The sequence below is a fragment of the Maribacter orientalis genome (assembly GCF_900109345.1).
Lineage (GTDB): Bacteria > Bacteroidota > Bacteroidia > Flavobacteriales > Flavobacteriaceae > Maribacter > Maribacter orientalis.
Map to the genome: position 1 here is coordinate 174,205 of NZ_FNZN01000002.1, position 17,204 is coordinate 191,408.

19 protein-coding genes are annotated in these 17,204 nt (G+C 36.3%); 11 read left to right on the plus strand and 8 right to left on the minus strand.

Going from position 1 to position 17,204, the window contains the following annotated elements:
- Window positions 1-140: 140 nt before the first annotated feature.
- From miaB to groL, 7 genes are all read left to right on the plus strand, one after another.
- Entirely contained in the window at window positions 141-1,586 is a 1,446-nt protein-coding gene (gene miaB, locus BMY56_RS04360; RefSeq protein ID WP_091620454.1) for a tRNA (N6-isopentenyl adenosine(37)-C2)-methylthiotransferase MiaB, read from the plus strand.
- A gap of 20 nt (window positions 1,587-1,606) precedes the next feature.
- Complete coding sequence (locus BMY56_RS04365; protein WP_091620456.1) at window positions 1,607-2,893, plus strand: sigma-54 interaction domain-containing protein; 1,287 nt, start codon at window positions 1,607-1,609, stop codon at window positions 2,891-2,893.
- Between the two features lie 21 nt (window positions 2,894-2,914).
- Entirely contained in the window at window positions 2,915-3,436 is a 522-nt protein-coding gene (locus BMY56_RS04370) for an LptE family protein (RefSeq protein ID WP_091620459.1), read from the plus strand.
- Window positions 3,437-3,440: 4 nt separating this feature from the next.
- Window positions 3,441-4,385, plus strand: coding sequence for a hypothetical protein (locus tag BMY56_RS04375; protein WP_091620462.1), 945 nt, complete (start codon window positions 3,441-3,443; stop codon window positions 4,383-4,385).
- A 6-nt stretch (window positions 4,386-4,391) separates the two neighbouring features.
- Window positions 4,392-4,751, plus strand: coding sequence for a preprotein translocase subunit SecG (gene secG / locus BMY56_RS04380; RefSeq protein ID WP_091620463.1), 360 nt, complete (start codon window positions 4,392-4,394; stop codon window positions 4,749-4,751).
- A 142-nt stretch (window positions 4,752-4,893) separates the two neighbouring features.
- On the plus strand, window positions 4,894-5,172 hold the full coding sequence (locus BMY56_RS04385) for a co-chaperone GroES (RefSeq protein WP_079514159.1): 279 nt from the start codon (window positions 4,894-4,896) through the stop codon (window positions 5,170-5,172).
- A 118-nt stretch (window positions 5,173-5,290) separates the two neighbouring features.
- The gene (groL, locus tag BMY56_RS04390) at window positions 5,291-6,919 is read left to right on the plus strand and encodes a chaperonin GroEL (protein ID WP_091620466.1); all 1,629 of its coding nucleotides are present in this window, start codon (window positions 5,291-5,293) and stop codon (window positions 6,917-6,919) included.
- Window positions 6,920-7,338: 419 nt separating this feature from the next.
- On the opposite strand, the gene BMY56_RS04395 is transcribed toward groL, so the two are convergent.
- The 7 genes from BMY56_RS04395 to BMY56_RS04425 all read right to left on the minus strand — a co-directional run bounded on the left by BMY56_RS04395 (window position 7,339) and on the right by BMY56_RS04425 (window position 15,279).
- Window positions 7,339-7,701 carry a heavy-metal-associated domain-containing protein gene (locus BMY56_RS04395; RefSeq protein ID WP_091620469.1) on the minus strand — a complete coding sequence of 121 codons (363 nt, stop codon included), beginning with the start codon at window positions 7,699-7,701 and terminating at the stop codon, window positions 7,339-7,341.
- 17 nt (window positions 7,702-7,718) lie between these two features.
- Window positions 7,719-9,959 carry a TonB-dependent receptor gene (locus BMY56_RS04400; protein WP_091620473.1) on the minus strand — a complete coding sequence of 747 codons (2,241 nt, stop codon included), beginning with the start codon at window positions 9,957-9,959 and terminating at the stop codon, window positions 7,719-7,721.
- A gap of 31 nt (window positions 9,960-9,990) precedes the next feature.
- Window positions 9,991-12,486: a heavy metal translocating P-type ATPase gene (locus tag BMY56_RS04405; RefSeq protein ID WP_091620476.1), complete on the minus strand. Its 2,496-nt coding sequence runs from the start codon at window positions 12,484-12,486 to the stop codon at window positions 9,991-9,993.
- 60 nt (window positions 12,487-12,546) lie between these two features.
- The gene (locus tag BMY56_RS04410) at window positions 12,547-13,380 is read right to left on the minus strand and encodes an NHL repeat-containing protein (RefSeq protein WP_091621776.1); all 834 of its coding nucleotides are present in this window, start codon (window positions 13,378-13,380) and stop codon (window positions 12,547-12,549) included.
- A 2-nt stretch (window positions 13,381-13,382) separates the two neighbouring features.
- Window positions 13,383-14,009 (minus strand): heavy-metal-associated domain-containing protein, encoded by a 627-nt coding sequence (locus BMY56_RS04415; protein ID WP_091620479.1) that lies wholly within the window; start codon window positions 14,007-14,009, stop codon window positions 13,383-13,385.
- Between the two features lie 22 nt (window positions 14,010-14,031).
- Complete coding sequence (locus BMY56_RS04420) at window positions 14,032-14,802, minus strand: hypothetical protein (RefSeq protein WP_091620481.1); 771 nt, start codon at window positions 14,800-14,802, stop codon at window positions 14,032-14,034.
- Window positions 14,803-14,865: 63 nt separating this feature from the next.
- Window positions 14,866-15,279, minus strand: a complete 414-nt coding sequence (locus BMY56_RS04425) for an HYC_CC_PP family protein (RefSeq protein ID WP_245737136.1) — start codon at window positions 15,277-15,279, stop codon at window positions 14,866-14,868.
- Between the two features lie 199 nt (window positions 15,280-15,478).
- Here BMY56_RS04425 and BMY56_RS04430 point away from each other — a divergent pair, with 199 nt between their 5' ends.
- Window positions 15,479-15,676 carry a hypothetical protein gene (locus BMY56_RS04430; protein ID WP_091620484.1) on the plus strand — a complete coding sequence of 66 codons (198 nt, stop codon included), beginning with the start codon at window positions 15,479-15,481 and terminating at the stop codon, window positions 15,674-15,676.
- 79 nt (window positions 15,677-15,755) lie between these two features.
- A complete protein-coding gene (locus tag BMY56_RS04435; RefSeq protein WP_091620486.1) occupies window positions 15,756-15,998 on the plus strand; it encodes a hypothetical protein in 243 nt (80 codons plus the stop codon).
- On the opposite strand, the gene BMY56_RS18975 is transcribed toward BMY56_RS04435, so the two are convergent.
- Entirely contained in the window at window positions 15,988-16,110 is a 123-nt protein-coding gene (locus tag BMY56_RS18975; protein WP_262493773.1) for a hypothetical protein, read from the minus strand. The two genes, BMY56_RS04435 and BMY56_RS18975, sit on opposite strands and share 11 nt — an antisense overlap.
- A 229-nt stretch (window positions 16,111-16,339) precedes the next feature.
- On the opposite strand from BMY56_RS18975, the gene BMY56_RS04440 reads away from it, so the two are divergent.
- Together BMY56_RS04440 and BMY56_RS04445 are read left to right on the plus strand one after the other, a co-directional pair.
- Window positions 16,340-16,576: a hypothetical protein gene (locus BMY56_RS04440; protein WP_091620489.1), complete on the plus strand. Its 237-nt coding sequence runs from the start codon at window positions 16,340-16,342 to the stop codon at window positions 16,574-16,576.
- A gap of 121 nt (window positions 16,577-16,697) precedes the next feature.
- A complete protein-coding gene (locus BMY56_RS04445) occupies window positions 16,698-17,147 on the plus strand; it encodes a GAF domain-containing protein (protein WP_091620490.1) in 450 nt (149 codons plus the stop codon).
- The last annotated feature ends 57 nt before the right edge of the window (window positions 17,148-17,204 follow it).

Consider the following 17,204-nt stretch of genomic DNA (forward strand, 5'->3'; position numbering starts at 1 on the left):
GGTTATATTTTAAGATAAAACTAAATAATATTTATGGTCAAAGCCTAAACATTACCTAAAAAATCATGTCATCTTGTCATATTTTTGATTATAGTAGTATCTTTGCAACCCTAATATTTTATTACAACGAATTACACAAAATGGAGAAAACCATAGACGAAAATGTGCAGGGCACCACTTTGGCGGTTGAAGGTAAAGAGACTAACAAACGTAATTTATATATAGAGAGTTATGGGTGCGCAATGAATTTCGCAGATAGTGAAATTGTTGCCTCTATATTAGCAACCGAAGGTTTTAACACCACCCAAACTTTAGAGGATGCCGATTTAATTCTTGTAAATACATGTTCTATTAGAGATAAAGCCGAACAGACGATACGAAAACGACTAACGGAGTATAATAAGGTAAAGAAATCTAGACCACATTTAAAGGTAGGAGTTTTGGGCTGTATGGCAGAACGCTTGAAGGACAAACTTTTAGACGAGGAAAAAATTGTGGATATGGTGGTAGGGCCAGATGCCTATAAAGATTTACCCAACCTAATTAAAGAAGTTGATTCTGGTCGAGATGCCGTTAATGTTATTTTATCGAAAGATGAAACGTATGGCGATATTGCTCCTGTAAGACTAAACACAAATGGCGTTACCGCCTTTGTTTCAATTACTAGAGGTTGCGATAACATGTGTACCTTTTGTGTTGTGCCGTTTACTAGAGGCCGTGAACGAAGTAGGGATCCACAGTCAATTTTGGAAGAAGTAAATGAACTTAAGAGAAATGGATTTAAAGAAATTACACTTTTAGGACAAAATGTAGATAGCTATTTATGGTATGGCGGCGGACTCAAGAAAAATTTTGAGAATGCATCTGAAATGCAGAAAGCGACAGCTACCAGTTTTTCAAAACTTTTAGAAACAGTTGCATTGGCGAATCCAAAAATGCGAATCAGATTCTCCACATCTAATCCTCAAGACATGACCTTAGATGTTATCGAGACCATGGCCAAACATAAGAATATTTGTAATCATATTCATTTACCCGTTCAAAGTGGCAGTAATCGTATCTTAAAGGAAATGAACAGATTGCACACCATTGAAGAATATTTTGAACTCATTGATAATATTAGACAGATTCTTCCTGATTGTTCAATATCACAAGATATTATTAGTGGTTTTCCAACGGAAACCGAAGAAGACCATGCTGCCACATTAAAAGCATTGGAATATGTGAAGTATGATTTTGGTTATATGTATGCCTATTCTGAAAGACCAGGCACCTTGGCCGGAAGAAAGATGGATGACGATGTTCCAGAAAAAACTAAGAAGAGACGATTATCAGAAATCATAGCTTTACAACGCCAACACTGCCAGTATAGAACAGAAAAGCACGTTGGAAAAGTTCAAGAGGTTTTAATTGAAGGAACATCTAAAAAATCTGAAAACGAATGGATGGGAAGAAACTCTCAAAGCACGGTTGTAGTATTTCCAAAAGAAAATTATAAAGTTGGTGACTTTGTAAATGTTCAAATAAACGATTGTACTTCGGCTACCTTAAAAGGTATCGCCCAAGGATATTCAGACAATAATTAATTTTATAGTACCCATTTGATATGGAAAGCATACAAAGCATAAAACAACGTTTTGAAATTATAGGACAAGATCCAAAACTTAATCGAGCTTTGGAAAAAGCCATGCAGGTTGCCCCTACCGATATTTCGGTTTTGGTAACTGGTGAAAGTGGAGTCGGTAAAGAGGCCATTCCCAAAATCATACACGCATTATCTCATAGAAAGCATGCTAAATATATTGCCGTAAACTGTGGCGCCATACCGGAAGGCACAATAGACAGCGAGCTTTTTGGTCATGAAAAAGGAGCATTTACTGGAGCTACCCAAACCAGAAGCGGTTATTTTGAAGTTGCTGATGGTGGTACTATATTTTTAGATGAGGTAGGTGAATTACCCTTAACCACACAAGTTCGACTATTGAGGGTTTTAGAAAATGGTGAATTTTTAAAAGTTGGTTCTTCTCAAGTTCAAAAAACAGATGTACGTATTGTTGCCGCTACCAATGTAAATATGTTCGAGGCGATTAAAAAAGAACGTTTTCGTGAAGACCTATATTATCGTTTAAGTACGATAGAAATTAATATTCCACCATTGAGGGAGCGTTCAGAGGATATTCATTTACTTTTTAGAAAATTCGCTTCCGATTTTAGTCAGAAATATAAAATGCCTACTATTCGATTAGATGACCAAGCGGTCTCCCTTTTAATAAAATATAGATGGCCAGGTAACATCCGTCAGCTACGAAATATAGCAGAGCAAATTTCGGTGCTTGAGGAAAATAGAACTATAACAGCAGCAACTCTTAGTGGCTATTTACCGAATAACACATCAAGGAATTTACCCGCAGTCGTATCAAATTCTAAATCCGATAGTGATTTCAGCAATGAAAGAGAGATTCTTTACAAGGTACTATTCGATATGAAAGGCGACCTCAACGACCTTAAAAAATTAACGATGGAGCTCTTGAAGAATAATGACTCCCAAAAAGTTCAAAAAGACAATGAGAATCTGATTCGTAAAATCTACGGAAACGAAGATGAAGAAGACATTGATACGGAGCAAGAAACTCAAGAAGAATCTAACATGAAACTATTGCATTTACCAGAACCTAAACAGGAAGATGCATCATACATTCAAGATTCTTACGAGGACAAATATCATTTTGCAGAAGAAATTCAAGAAGAAGAAACCCTATCTTTACAAGAGAAAGAAGTGGAATTGATAAAAAAATCACTTGAGCGTAATCGAGGTAAAAGAAAGGCCGCTGCTTCAGAATTAGGAATTTCTGAAAGAACTCTTTACCGTAAAATAAAACAGTATGATCTTTAACAAAAGATGAATTCCATTTCAATGAGATACGTTAAAAAAATAATACTTTTCATACAACCCATAATCATGCTTATGGGTTGTGGTATTTATAATTTTACCGGTGGTAATGTTGGCGATGCCAAAACTTTTCAGGTAAATTATTTCCAGAATTATGCTACCCAAAGTCCGGGTTCAACATTCGAGCCTGGTGTTGATAGAGATTTTACATTGGCATTACAAGATAGAATTTTGAATCAAACAAGCTTAGATCTCATAACCTCTGGCAATCCAGACTTATTATATGAAGGTGAGATAACAGAATATAAAATTTCACCAATGTCTGCAACGTCAAATCAAACTGCTGCGCAAAATAGATTATCAATGCGCGTAAAAGTTCGATTTTACAATCGATTAAAAGAAGATGCAGCATTTGACCAGAGTTTTTCATTCTTTTATGACTATCCTGCAGATACTCAGTTATCAGCCATAAAAAGTGAAGCTCACGAAATAATTTTTGAAAGACTCACGCAAGATATTTTCAACGCCTCATTGGCAGATTGGTAATTAAATGAACGTAAAGGAGTTTACCTATTTTCTAGAACATCCTACCAAAGTGGTAGAACCCATTCACACCAAACATCTAGAAGATATTATTGCTGAATACCCCTTTTTTCAGGCTGCTAGAGCCTTACACCTTAAAGGTCTTAAAAACCTAAATAGCTACAAATACAATAAGGCGCTTAAAACCACTGCCGCCTTTACCACAGATAGAGATGTGCTTTTTGATTTCATCACTTCAAAAGATTTTTTACAGTATAATTCTTCAAATGAAAAACCTGGTACAACGATTTTTGTAGAAGAGGAAGTTATAGAAGTAGAATCGGTTTCAGTGATTGAAGAGGCAGAAAACAAACCGCTACCCGAAAATAAAAAGGTGGAGCCCGCCCCTTTAATAGTGGTATCTGAAGATAAGCCCCTTCCTCAAGATGAGAATGATGCTGAGCATATTTTAGATCCCGAACTTTTTCAGTCAAAAAAACCAGAAGTCTCTAAAGAGGAAGAAAAATTAGATATTGGAAAGCCATTGGCTTTTGATGCCAAAGAAAAATATTCTTTTTCAGAGTGGTTGAATTTAGCTTCTAGCAAACCAGTAGAAAAAATCATCGAAAAAACTGAAGAAAAGAAAGTAGTTGTAAAAACAAAAAGAACCATCTCACTAAAAGATGATGCAATTAAAAAGAAGAAATTTGACCGCATCGATAGGTTTATTGCTAACAATCCTAAAATAGTACCTACAGAAGAAAGGAATACAAGTATCGATATTTCGAGTTCTTGGAAAATTGATAAAAATGAATTGATGACCGAAACTTTGGCCAGGGTTTATTTAGAGCAAAAACAGTATAAAAAGGCCATTCAAGCATTCAAAATTTTAAGTTTGAAATATCCGGAAAAAAGTAGTTTCTTTGCAGACCGAATTAGGGCAGTAGAAAAAATTCAAAAAGATAATAAATAATATAGAATGAGTACATTTTCAATATTCTTGATACTTATCATCGTCGTTTGCTTATTATTAGTATTGGTGATCATGGTACAAAATCCAAAAGGCGGCGGACTTTCTTCTTCTTTTGGTGGCGGAGGAACGCAAGTTGCAGGCGGAGTAAAAAAAACAGGTGACTTTTTAGATAAGAGCACATGGACCTTAGCTGGATTACTAATAGTTTTAATCTTAGCTTCTAACATTGCCCTTAAAGGTAATTTTGGTGATGCAGATTCTAAATTATTGCAAGGTGATGACATTGAAACTACGGTTCCAGAGACCTTACCAGAAGAAGTTACACCTCCGGTAACTAACGAAGCAACTCCTTCAGATAGTTTATAAAACATTTCAACATAATTCACACAAATGCCAGCTTATGACAAGCTGGCATTTTTTGTTTCCAATCTGTCATGAAATAGGCAATGGCATAATTTCTGCCTTTGTATACCCACGAAACTAAAAATCAATTTAAAAATTAATAATTATGGCTAAAGTTAATATCAAACCATTGGCAGATCGAGTTCTTATAGAGCCAATGGCAGCTGAAACTAAAACTGCGTCTGGACTTTACATTCCTGATACTGCAAAAGAAAAACCACAGAAAGGTAAAGTTGTAGCGGTAGGTCCTGGTACAAAAGATGACAAAGTTACCGTTAAGGTTGGTGATACTGTTCTATATGGTAAATATGCTGGAACTGAATTGAAACTAGAAGGTTCAGATTACTTAATGATGAGAGAAAGTGATATTCTTGCTATTATCTAGATAGCCTTTAGCTTATGGTATTTAGCCATTTGCAAAGTTCACAATCACAGAAAAATAAATAATAATTTTCTTGACCAACGCAAATAGCTCAAGGTCAAAAATCAAAACTAAATTAAAAATGGCAAAAGATATAAGATTTGATATCGATGCAAGAGACGGTCTTAAAAGAGGCGTTGATGCATTGGCAAATGCTGTAAAAGTAACATTAGGCCCAAAGGGTAGAAATGTAATCATCAGTAAATCATTTGGTGCTCCACAGGTAACTAAAGATGGTGTTACTGTTGCAAAAGAAATTGAATTAGCTGATCCATTAGAAAACATGGGCGCGCAAATGGTTAAAGAAGTTGCTTCTAAAACCAATGATTTGGCAGGTGACGGTACAACTACTGCAACTGTTCTAGCGCAAGCAATCGTTAAAGAAGGTTTGAAAAACGTTGCTGCAGGTGCAAACCCAATGGACTTAAAAAGAGGTATCGATAAAGCTGTAGAAGCAATTGTTAAAGATTTAGCAAAACAAGCTAAAAAAGTTGGTGATTCTTCTGAAAAAATTAAGCAAGTTGCTTCTATTTCAGCTAACAATGACGAAACAATTGGTGAATTAATCGCTCAAGCTTTCGGTAAAGTTGGTAAAGAAGGTGTAATTACTGTAGAAGAAGCTAAAGGAACTGATACTTACGTTGATGTTGTAGAAGGTATGCAATTCGACAGGGGTTACCTTTCTCCATATTTTGTTACCGATTCAGAAAAGATGGTAGCACAATTAGAAAATCCTTACATCTTGTTGTTTGACAAGAAGATTTCTTCAATGAAAGATTTGTTACCTGTATTGGAGCCAGTTGCTCAATCAGGAAAACCTCTTTTAATTATTGCAGAAGATGTTGATGGTGAAGCATTAGCTACTTTAGTTGTAAACAAATTAAGAGGTTCTTTAAAAATTGCTGCCGTTAAGGCACCAGGATTTGGTGACCGTAGAAAAGCAATGTTAGAAGATATCGCAATCTTAACCGGTGGTACCGTTATTTCTGAAGAAAGAGGATTCTCTTTAGATAACACTACTCTTGATATGTTAGGTACTTGTGAAAAAGTACAAATCGATAAAGACAACACTACAATTGTAAACGGTGGTGGTGTTGCAAAAGATATCAAAACAAGAGTTAATCAGATTAAATCTCAAATCGAGACTACTACTTCTGATTACGATAAAGAAAAACTTCAAGAGCGTTTAGCTAAGTTAGCTGGTGGTGTTGCCGTACTTTATGTTGGTGCTGCTTCTGAAGTTGAAATGAAAGAGAAAAAAGACCGTGTTGATGATGCTTTACATGCAACGAGAGCTGCAGTTGAAGAAGGTATTGTTGCTGGTGGTGGTGTAGCATTGGTTAGAGCAAAATCCGTTCTTTCTAAAGTAGCTACCGAAAACGAAGATGAAGCAACAGGTTTACAGATTGTTGCCCGCGCCATTGAAGCTCCTTTAAGAACTATCGTTTCTAACGCTGGTGGTGAAGGTTCTGTTGTAATCGCTAAAATACTTGAAGGTAAAGGTGATTATGGTTATGACGCTAAATCTGAAAAATATGTTGATATGATGAAAGCTGGTATTATTGATCCTGCTAAAGTAACTAGAGTAGCATTGGAAAATGCAGCATCTGTTGCTGGTATGATCCTTACTACTGAATGTGCTTTGACAGACATTAAAGAAGACAGCCCTGCTGGCCCACCAATGGGTGGCGGTATGCCAGGAATGATGTAAACCGTAACACAGTTAGGCAATTATTAGTCTGATTGCTACATCAATCATATTTAAAACCGCTCTTGAAATTTCAAGAGCGGTTTTTTTATGCTTGAATACCGGAATCAAAAAAACCACCTTCTTTTTACAAAAGGTGGTTTTTATGTCCAAGTGGTAAGCCTACCCGTAGGCCAATACCAAACTACTTCTTCTTAGGAGCAGCCTTTGGAGCAGCCTTTTTACCAGCTTTTGCTGGAGAAGGCTTCGCAGCTGGTTTCCCTGCTGATTTTGCTTGTGCCATGAGTATCGAATTTAAAATAAATCTATGCTAATGTATTTCAGATTTTGATTCGTGATAATCACGTTGGCAAAAAATTAACTAAAACTTTCTATGTATTTTTCAACAGCAAAAAGAACCCAAATAAAAGTAGTTATTCTGACTAATTTTTATGGTGTTCTCCATCATCTGAATTATCTTCTCTGTACAGACAACAAGGGTGTACACTATTATAAGCTTCATCTGTCGCCTTCAATTCTTTGGTGTCATGACCAACGGCAACAATAGCGGTTTTAATTTTCATGGCATCAGTTTTACGTTCATCCATAATAACAGCTAATTGATGAGTAGGAATATCCCAATTTGCATATTTTACTCCCTTCACATTTAATGCAGCCTCTTCAATACGCTCTTTACACATTGCGCATTTACCGTTTACATCAAAAGTCATTTTTTTGTTTTTATCCTGCGCATAGGTTACCACAGCAATCAACATCATCGCTATTGACAAAATAGTTGTTTTCATAATTATAAATTAACGTGTTACAAAATTTTATATCTAAAGCCGCCATAAAACATTCTTCCCATTATTGGCGCATACACAATGGTTGTATCAAAATTAGGACCAAAAGGATTATCTGCACCCAAAACTGGATTATTTTGTTGTTCTCCGGTTAGGTTCTCCCCTCCTACATACATTTCAAACGTATTAGAAAACACTTTTGTTATTTGAGCATTCATGAGATTATATGGCGATGAATACGCACCTAATTGATATTGTGCTGAATTAGAGCTAGTGTCAGGTAATCTCATTTTTCCTAAACTATGCAGTGTATAATCGAATTTCCATTGAGAACCATTTTCCTTAGCTTCTGTTTCATAGCCTAAATTAATGAAAAAACGATGTTGTGCTTGTAATGGCTTTTGCAGGTTTCCACTTTTATAATCGGTTGAAACGTCATAGAATTTATACGCTGTTCTAAAATTTAACCGAGTTAATAATTCATAATTCATCTCAATTTGAAAACTATGTGCACTGCTTTTTCCTTCTAAATTATAAAATGAAACTTCCTGCGGATTTTCCCAATCGACTACTATTTGATTTTTAAAATCAGTGACATAATAATCAATCGATACATCTCCTTTTTTGTTAAGGAAATTAAATCCCTGTAAAAAACTTACTCCGTAGTTCCAAGCATCCTCAGGTTCTAAACCATACACACTACCACCTATATTCAAAATCTTAATTTCTCTTGCAGATGCAAACAATTGCTGATTTTCAGCAAATATATTCGCTGCTCTTTTACCTCTTCCAAACGAACCACGTAAACTTCCTTTTTCCCATGGTGTATAGCGAATATGAAAACGTGGAGTTACAAAAGTCCCCAATCGATTATGGTTATCTACACGAAGACCCGCAGTTAAACTAACTTTCTCTAAATTTTCATAACTATATTCTATAAAAGCACCGACCGAAGAATCTTCTCGAGAATAATCTGTAGCCGTTACTACCTCATCATACCCGTCATATGCAAATGAAATTCCCGTTTTAAACTTGTTTCTTGTATCTCCAATTATAGAATTAAAAAGTAAGCTCGTAAAAATACTTTCGTGATTGATATCGTATGTTCTAAACCCAAAATAGGAATCTTGCTTATGTAGACTATACGCAGTTTGAAAACCAAAGCTTTGAAAGGGCAATTCTGGAAAAACATACCCTAATTTCAAAGAAGTATCAAAACGACGGGTATTTATCTCACTACCCCATGCGTTGGTCGTAAATCTATCAGTATTAGGATTAAAATCTATCTGCCCTACTTGTTTTTCATCATTCAAAAATCGAACATTTAAAAAACTGACCCATCCTTTTTCAGCATCTTGATATTGCCAACGGTTCATCACATTTATTTGATTACCTAAAGGAGCATCCAAAAATCCGTCTTTATTATTATCCTCTTTCTGTGCACGCATATTTCCGTGAATATAAAGTCCGGCACTCAACTTATCCGTAAGCTTTCTATTAAAATGAGTATTCATTTCATAGCGCCCATTTTCATTGGCATAACCATTTACAAAAACAGCATTATCTGTTAATGGCTTCACCAATTCAGTATTTATCTGACCCGAAATACTTTCATAACCATTGACCACACTACCAGCTCCTTTGGTGATTTGGATACTCTCTATCCAAGTACCTGGCGTAAAGGTCAACCCGTAAGCCTGTGAGGCGCCACGGACCATAGGAATATTTTCTTGAGTAATTAATAAATACGGACTGGTCAACCCCAGCATTTGAATTTGCTTGGTTCCGGTAAGACCATCGGATAGATTAACATCTATCGCCGGATTGGTTTCAAAACTTTCTGCCAGATTACAACATGCCGCCTTCAATAGTTCTGCGCTATTTACCGTTATAACATTCTGCGGACTGAAATACGTTTTCTGTATAGCATCGCGTTCTTGCTGCACCACCACCTCATCTAACTCGTTGGTCGGTTTTAAACTAAGCCGAATAGTCTTTGGCTGATTTATCGTTAGTGTATCCGATTCGTACCCAACATAACTAATAATCAGTTTGTTGAATTCCTTTAGAAAGGGTATAGAAAATTTACCATCATAATCGGTCACTACTCCCGTTTGCGAATCTTGCCAATAGACATTAGCACCCGAAAGACTTAAAGCGTTAGCACCGTCAGAATCTAGAACTACTCCTTCAACCATTTCCTGAGAATAACTGAACCAAGGCAACAGGATTAATACAATTAGCACTATAAATTTATTCATGTATATTTTATGTATTGTACGTTCAATTGCATTAACCAATTTTGGCTGCCCGCAAGCGTAATGCGTTGGCAATAACCGAAACTGAACTAAAACTCATAGCTAAAGCCGCAATCATAGGAGATAATAAAATTCCGAAATATGGAAACAATACTCCCGCAGCAACCGGAATACCAACAGTATTATAGATTAATGCAAAAAATAAATTCTGCTTGATATTTTTCATGACCGAATGACTAAGCTTATAAGCTTTTACAATACCATGTAAATCACCTTTCACCAAGGTAATTGAAGCACTCTCGATAGCAACATCGGTACCTGTGCCCATGGCGATACCAACATCACTCTTAGCCAATGCAGGCGCGTCATTAATACCATCACCAGCAACAGCTACCTTTCTACCTTCTGCCTGTAATCGCCCTACTTCTGCCAACTTATCTTGTGGGAGCATACTTGCCTTAAAGTCGGCCAAATTCAATTGACCTGCCACAGCCTTAGCCGTATCATGATTATCTCCCGTGAGCATAATGACCGCTATACCAGATTTTTGAAGCTCTTCTATTGCTTTTTTACTTGTCGCTTTTATTTTATCCCCGATAGCGACATAACCAACCGCTTTACCATTGACCGCTAGATAAGAAACCGTTCTGCCATTTTTTTGCTGAGATTCTACTTCAGATTTCAATTCATCTGAAATACTAGCGTTCTCCTCTTGCATCATTTTCTCGTTACCTAAAGAAATAGCCTTGTCATTTATTTTTCCCTTGACACCCATACCTGTCACGGAATAAAAATTATCTACTTTTAAAATACCCACCTTTTCTGCTTTTCCATATTTTACGGTAGCATCGGCCAATGGATGTTCGCTAAATTGATTTAAGGACACAATATACTGAAGCACTTTTTCTGAATCATAATCAGCAATACTACCTACTTTTTCTACGGATGGTTTTCCTTCGGTAATGGTTCCTGTTTTATCAATAATCAATGTATCGATTTTATCCATACGCTCTAAAGCTTCGGCATTTTTTATCAACACTCCAGATTGCGCACCTTTACCCACACCAACCATAACCGACATTGGGGTTGCTAACCCTAAAGCACATGGGCAAGCGATAATTAATACGGCAATGGCATTTACCAGCGCATACACATATACCGGTTCCGGGCCAAAAATGACCCAAACAATAAAAGTGATTACAGAAATAAGCACCACAGCAGGTACAAAATAACCAGAGATTTTATCAGCCAGTTTTTGAATGGGAGCCTGACTACGACTTGCCTTGTTCACCATATCAATAATCTGTGACAGCAACGTATCTGAACCGACCTTTTCTGCTTTCATTACAAAAGAACGTTTGCCATTTATGGTACCAGAACTAACATTATCACCAACAACCTTTTGCACCGGAACCGGTTCACCTGTAATCATAGATTCATCGACCGTACTTTCACCGTCTGTCAAAACCCCGTCAACCGGAATTTTGTCACCTGGTTTTACACGCAACAAATCGCCTTTTGAAATATTATCGATTGAAATGGTTTCTTCGTTTCCGTTTACAATACGAATCGCTTTATTGGGAGCAAGTTTTAAAAGTTCCTTTACAGCAGAATTGGTTTTACTGTGTGCACGAGCCTCTAACAATTGGCCAAAAAGCACTAAGGTTAAAATAACCGTAGCTGCTTCAAAATAGACATGTACAGTACCTTGATCGGTTTTAAATTGTGGTGGAAAAAAATCGGGCACCAAAATGGCAAAAACACTAAATAACCAGGCTACCCCTGCTCCAATACCTATTAAGGTAAACATGTTTAAATTCCATGATTTTACGGAACGATACGCACGCTCAAAGAACATCCATGTTGCATAAAATACTACAGGAATAGACAACACAAACTGAACCCAGTTCCAATATTTTAAGGGTAACCAATTATGAAGCGGATTGTTCGGTATCATCTCAGACATCGCAATGATAAAGATGGGCAATGTAAATGCAACGGCTATCTTAAACTTGTTCAATAGCTTATTGTAACTTTTTTCCTCTGCTGAAACATCCGCCTGTTTTGGCACTAAATCCATACCACAAATAGGACAATCACCAGGTTCATCTCGCACCACTTCTGGGTGCATGGGACATGTATACTCCTGACCTTTATGGCTAGCGACACTCGCTTCTTCCACCAAATCCATACCACAAACAGGGCAATCGCCGGGCTCAGAATAGGTTTTATCACCTTCGCAATGCATCGGACAATAGAAAACACCATTTCCGTTTTCTACTTCCTTGGACTTGACATCCGCATGATGATGATGCGACCCTAATTCATGAATGGAATAATGTCCGCCATCTACTTTCATGGCGGTTTGCAACGATTTTAATGGAATATGTTTATCCATTTCCAAAATCGCCTCAGCTTTTTGTAAATCTACTGAAGCACTAGTTACACCTTCAACATTCGCTAATGTTTTCTCAACATGGGCTCTGCATCCATTACAGGTCATACCAACTATAGTATATGTATGTTTCATACGTTGTATTATAAATATTATATGAATCTGGATAACCAATTAGACCTCCAGATAGACCTATTATTTCTTCGCAAAAATTGGCTGTTTATGAAAAAGATTGAGTTTGCCATTTCTGTAATTAATTACATACAGCGTATCATCTTTTATCATCATATCCGTAGGCTTTTCTATTTGGTCTTTTAAAACCTGTAATAGCACACCGGTCTTATCAAAAACCAAAACACGATTGTTTTCAAAATCAGTTACAAACACTTCATCCTCCGAAACAAAAATTCCTGTTGCCGCATTCATCCTTTGATCCTGGCCCATCATTTGAAGGAATGTTCCCTTTTTGTCAAAAGCCTGTACTCGATTGTTATAGGCGTCTGCTACCCAAATCTTGTCCTTTGTAATTTGAACGTCAGTTGGATAATAAAACTCCCCTTGCGCTTTTCCTTCCTTACCGAAAGAGATCCAGTTAGCTCCATCAAAATAAAGAATTCGGTTATTATAGAAATCTGCAATAGCCCTTTCATTTTCATAAACAGAAACGCCTGCAGGTGCATCTAATGAATCGGATACCTTCATGATGAACCTTCCCTTTTTATCAACCGTTTCAATGGCATCTTTTCCATATTCGGGAATAAATATCGTTTCCTTTATAGCATCAATATGCATTGGTCTGTCTAGAGAATCTATTGTTTCGGTGATTTTACCCTCTTTATCAATCTTGACTAAACGGTTATGATCACCATCAGAAAGCCAAATTGAACCATTTACTTGGGTTAAACCAATGGGATTCACCTCATCTAACTGAATAGTTTTAGACAATACCCATTCTTTAGGAACGGCTACTTTTTCCTTACAGGCCGATGCTAAAATTAAAACGACTATTATAAAAATGCTTTTTCTCATCATTAGTAGCTTAAACGTTCGTACTTACAACATGCAGGTAAATTTCCGTAATCATCAGAATGTGCTTGATGATTTTTAGTGTCATGACCTGCAACTGCTACTTCCTTTTCTATTTTCTCAAGAGAAGTTAACCCCGCATCAAATGAAACATTCATGATTTTAGTATCCTTATCCCAAGAAACTGCAGAAACACCTTTTACCGATTTTGCAGCTTTGGTGATCCTAGCTTCACACATAGCACAGTTTCCTGCTACCATTACATTTTTACTTACCGTTCCCTCTGATTTATTAGCCAATTCATTTGCTGAAGATTCTTCAACCGTACCATTGGCGCGCTCTACCTTTGCTGTTATTGGGGTATATCCTGCCTTTTCGACTTGCTTCTCCACATCAGTAAGGGTTAATGCTTTTTCCGCTGGATATGAAAAACTAAAATCACCTGTTTCTATATCTATTTTAACATTTTTTATCCCTTTAAATTCCTTGAATTTCTTCTCAAGTCCGTATGCACAAAACGGACAACCTAATCCGTCTACTTGCACCATAAATTTATCCTTACCTTCTTGTGCCACCGCACTAAAAACTACCATTAGCATTAATAACGCCGATACTATTATTGATTTTTTCATAATTATATTTTTAAAAAATTTATTAAAATGAATATCTAGAGCCTAAAAACAGGCTATATTTTAATTTACGCCCTGCTTCAATATCGTTCACTATGGGCACTTGAACTGCAAAATCGAACGTTACATTCTTTTGTGCATACTGTATGCCTTGGGCATATAATAACTGGTACCAATCGCGTTCTACTAACCATGCATTGGTATATTCAAAATATAGATTGACCTGTTTGTTAGGATACTGAGGTTTTAACAATGGTAACCCAAACCCAATTTTATGCATAAGAGCATCCATTGTACCGTCTGGCATCCAGTTATAACCAAGTTCATTTGAGATTCCATACTTTAATGATTCATAACCCGCAACAATACCGTAGTATCCAGCATATTTACCTGTGCTTAAATCCATAACATCTAAATCCTTACCCGTTGGTAGTGTCTGTAATGTTTTGGCAACCATTCTGAAAGTTTTACCCGTACCATCTTTTCTGAAGAACTGATATTTACCCATGATTTTAATATCTGCCAAACTGCTACCGCTTGGTCCGTTTTTGATATCATAGTTTATATATGGTAAATGAACTGCCACCAATGAATTAGAGGTGGGCAAATAATGTAGCATTATTGGAACATAGGTAAAATCACCTCTTTCGGTATGTCTTATTTCTGTTAAGGTTTTTACGGTAAAACTACCGCCACCAAGCATAATTGGTTTATCGGCAGTAATCGGAGGGCCTTGGGCCTCAGCAAATTGTATCCCAAAAAGGATAATGGCTAAAAGCCAAGTAGTATTTTTCATTGAATGTTAGATTTGATTAAAAAATGTGTGAACGCAAAAAAGCGACGTAAAACACGTTTTAAATCAAATCAAGAATACTTGGTGAAGTATATTCAAATCCTCATCCAGTATGGGCGGGGGATAGGAATCGAAAACAATATTCTTATCTACAGACTCTTGAAATAAGCCTAAATAAGTTGTTGTAATGGAAATTAAGAATACTTGTTGAGAAAAATCAAAATGAAAAATATCAAGATTTAAAGTGTCTTGACCTTGCAAGGTAAAAGATTCATTATCACAACAGTGCTTTTTCACTGTAGATGTTTCATCCAATAAAGCCAAGCTGGCTTCCATACCACAATCTTCTGCGTGATCAAACAACGCGATATCCATAACACGCCCCATACATAAATGTTTTTCAACCGTCCACGAAATAGTGGACAGCAACAATAGCAATGCCATTGAAACAGAAAATAATTTATGAAGCAAATTTTTCATCATTGCGAATTTACGAAATATCCAATGTTTAAGATCCTACACATCATTTCTTTAACGAAATATTGGCGCACCTAGTACTTATTCTTTTATTCTCGCCAAAAAAAACAGATTCAGAGTATAGGATTACATGTGTTTTTAAATAAAATGAGTGACACAAATTATTAACATTTTTAAACACTAATTATTTAAATTAAAAATTATGAGAAAACATTTAAAATATACCTTTTTAATATGCACTACAACCCTTTTTATTGGTAGCTGTAGCTCAGACGACGGTTCCGTTTTTGACACACCTTTACCGGATAATACTGGCGGAGAGGATGATGGCGATACTGAAGAGCCGGTAGTTGCCACCTTAATTTTCAACAAAACCGATCCATCTAGCAACCAAATTTAAGCTTCTACTAACTGCGAGGTCGGCACAAGTATTCCTGGTAGAGTTATTTTTTACTTCAGATGCAACTACCCAACGTAGAATGTACAATACACAAAATGTTTCTGGACAAGGTGAAATGCCTTTTAGCGCTTTTGACTTGTTTAGTGATGATTTAAGTAAAGTTTTAAAAGCAAATGGTGCTATTGATTTAGATGGAGCAACAAAAAAGGCAATTGACTTTACCTTTGCACTTCCTGTACCAGACATTGATAACAGTGAAATTGTCTATACTTTTTGGACTACAACTGGTAAAGGTGACTTTAGGGATATTTCTAAAAATTAGCTCTTGGAGCAGGGCAAATTACCGTAACTGTTGGCACAGGTATAAACCCTGCAGCATCAGTTAGAGAATTTACAGGAGTAAAATTGTTTGCCCCAGATGTAAATGGAAACACAGAAACTTTCTTTTCATTATTAAACGAAACCGTTTACAAGGTTAACATAGGACGTGAATTTAGAGCATTCTGGGATTCTGGATATTACTAAGGTGCTTTTGGAGTTTCAGCAGATGACAATGCCTCATTCGCTTCTACAGCGTATTATGATGCATCTTTCGAATTTCCAGTAAAAGGTCTTCAGCCAGGTACTGATGAAGAAAACGCAGAAACAGAAACATTGAACCAAATGTTTTACGCTACTTCTACTAGCATAGACGCTACCGCATTTGATGCCATTACATTATCTGGTGAATTAGATTTTTTAGCAAGTTCTGATGCTCAAAAAATCACCAACGTATGTGTAGGTGATGTTATTGAGTTCGTTGATAATTACGGTAAGAAAGGCTTAATAAAAGTCACTGCAATTCAACCAGGATTTGATAATGATGACTTTATTGAATTCGATGTTAAAATTCAACCATAATTAGTATTCATACTTTTTACCATTAAAAAAGCGGATGTATTAATAGACATCGGCTTTTTTATTTTTATAGCCCAGTTTACACCGCGCAATATCAACAATTCTTACTTTTGTAAAAAAAGTTATGTTTAGCGCACTACGCCCACTAGTAAGTACTATAATTGATTCCAATAAAACTCCTGAAGCTAAAATGCAAGCCATTTGTGAGCTTTTAAAAGCTGAAGTTCCACACTATGATTGGGTAGGATTTTATTTTAAAAATGGAGATAAACGAGAATTAAAGCTAGGTTCATACGCAGGCGCACCAACTGATCATACAATTATCCCTTATGGAAAAGGCATTTGCGGCCAAGTAGCAGAAAGCAACCAGAACTTTGTAGTACCTGATGTTCAAGCACAAGACAACTATATAGCTTGTAGCATAACGGTTAAAGCCGAAATAGTAGTTCCTTTATTCGTTGATGGTGAAAACATTGGTCAAATAGACATAGACTCTAACACTCCAGACCCATTTACCAAGGCAGATGAGCGATTTTTAGAATTCGTAAATTTTGAAGTAGCCAAAATTCTTTAAAACTTTAGGCTTTTTGTTGATAAACAAGCTCATTTAATAGCTGCAAAAAAATTACTT

Bases quoted from the DNA above. Each gene is read 5' to 3' on its own strand.
- miaB (WP_091620454.1), top strand. From the start codon at position 141: ATGGAGAAAACCATAGACGAAAATGTGCAGGGCACCACTTTGGCGGTT.
- BMY56_RS04365 (WP_091620456.1), top strand. From the start codon at position 1,607: ATGGAAAGCATACAAAGCATAAAACAACGTTTTGAAATTATAGGACAA.
- BMY56_RS04370 (WP_091620459.1), top strand. From the start codon at position 2,915: ATGAGATACGTTAAAAAAATAATACTTTTCATACAACCCATAATCATG.
- BMY56_RS04375 (WP_091620462.1), top strand. From the start codon at position 3,441: ATGAACGTAAAGGAGTTTACCTATTTTCTAGAACATCCTACCAAAGTG.
- secG (WP_091620463.1), top strand. From the start codon at position 4,392: ATGAGTACATTTTCAATATTCTTGATACTTATCATCGTCGTTTGCTTA.
- BMY56_RS04385 (WP_079514159.1), top strand. From the start codon at position 4,894: ATGGCTAAAGTTAATATCAAACCATTGGCAGATCGAGTTCTTATAGAG.
- groL (WP_091620466.1), top strand. From the start codon at position 5,291: ATGGCAAAAGATATAAGATTTGATATCGATGCAAGAGACGGTCTTAAA.
- BMY56_RS04395 (WP_091620469.1), bottom strand. From the start codon at position 7,701: ATGAAAACAACTATTTTGTCAATAGCGATGATGTTGATTGCTGTGGTA.
- BMY56_RS04400 (WP_091620473.1), bottom strand. From the start codon at position 9,959: ATGAATAAATTTATAGTGCTAATTGTATTAATCCTGTTGCCTTGGTTC.
- BMY56_RS04405 (WP_091620476.1), bottom strand. From the start codon at position 12,486: ATGAAACATACATATACTATAGTTGGTATGACCTGTAATGGATGCAGA.
- BMY56_RS04410 (WP_091621776.1), bottom strand. From the start codon at position 13,380: ATGAGAAAAAGCATTTTTATAATAGTCGTTTTAATTTTAGCATCGGCC.
- BMY56_RS04415 (WP_091620479.1), bottom strand. From the start codon at position 14,009: ATGAAAAAATCAATAATAGTATCGGCGTTATTAATGCTAATGGTAGTT.
- BMY56_RS04420 (WP_091620481.1), bottom strand. From the start codon at position 14,802: ATGAAAAATACTACTTGGCTTTTAGCCATTATCCTTTTTGGGATACAA.
- BMY56_RS04425 (WP_245737136.1), bottom strand. From the start codon at position 15,279: ATGAAAAATTTGCTTCATAAATTATTTTCTGTTTCAATGGCATTGCTA.
- BMY56_RS04430 (WP_091620484.1), top strand. From the start codon at position 15,479: ATGAGAAAACATTTAAAATATACCTTTTTAATATGCACTACAACCCTT.
- BMY56_RS04435 (WP_091620486.1), top strand. From the start codon at position 15,756: ATGTACAATACACAAAATGTTTCTGGACAAGGTGAAATGCCTTTTAGC.
- BMY56_RS04440 (WP_091620489.1), top strand. From the start codon at position 16,340: ATGTTTTACGCTACTTCTACTAGCATAGACGCTACCGCATTTGATGCC.
- BMY56_RS04445 (WP_091620490.1), top strand. From the start codon at position 16,698: ATGTTTAGCGCACTACGCCCACTAGTAAGTACTATAATTGATTCCAAT.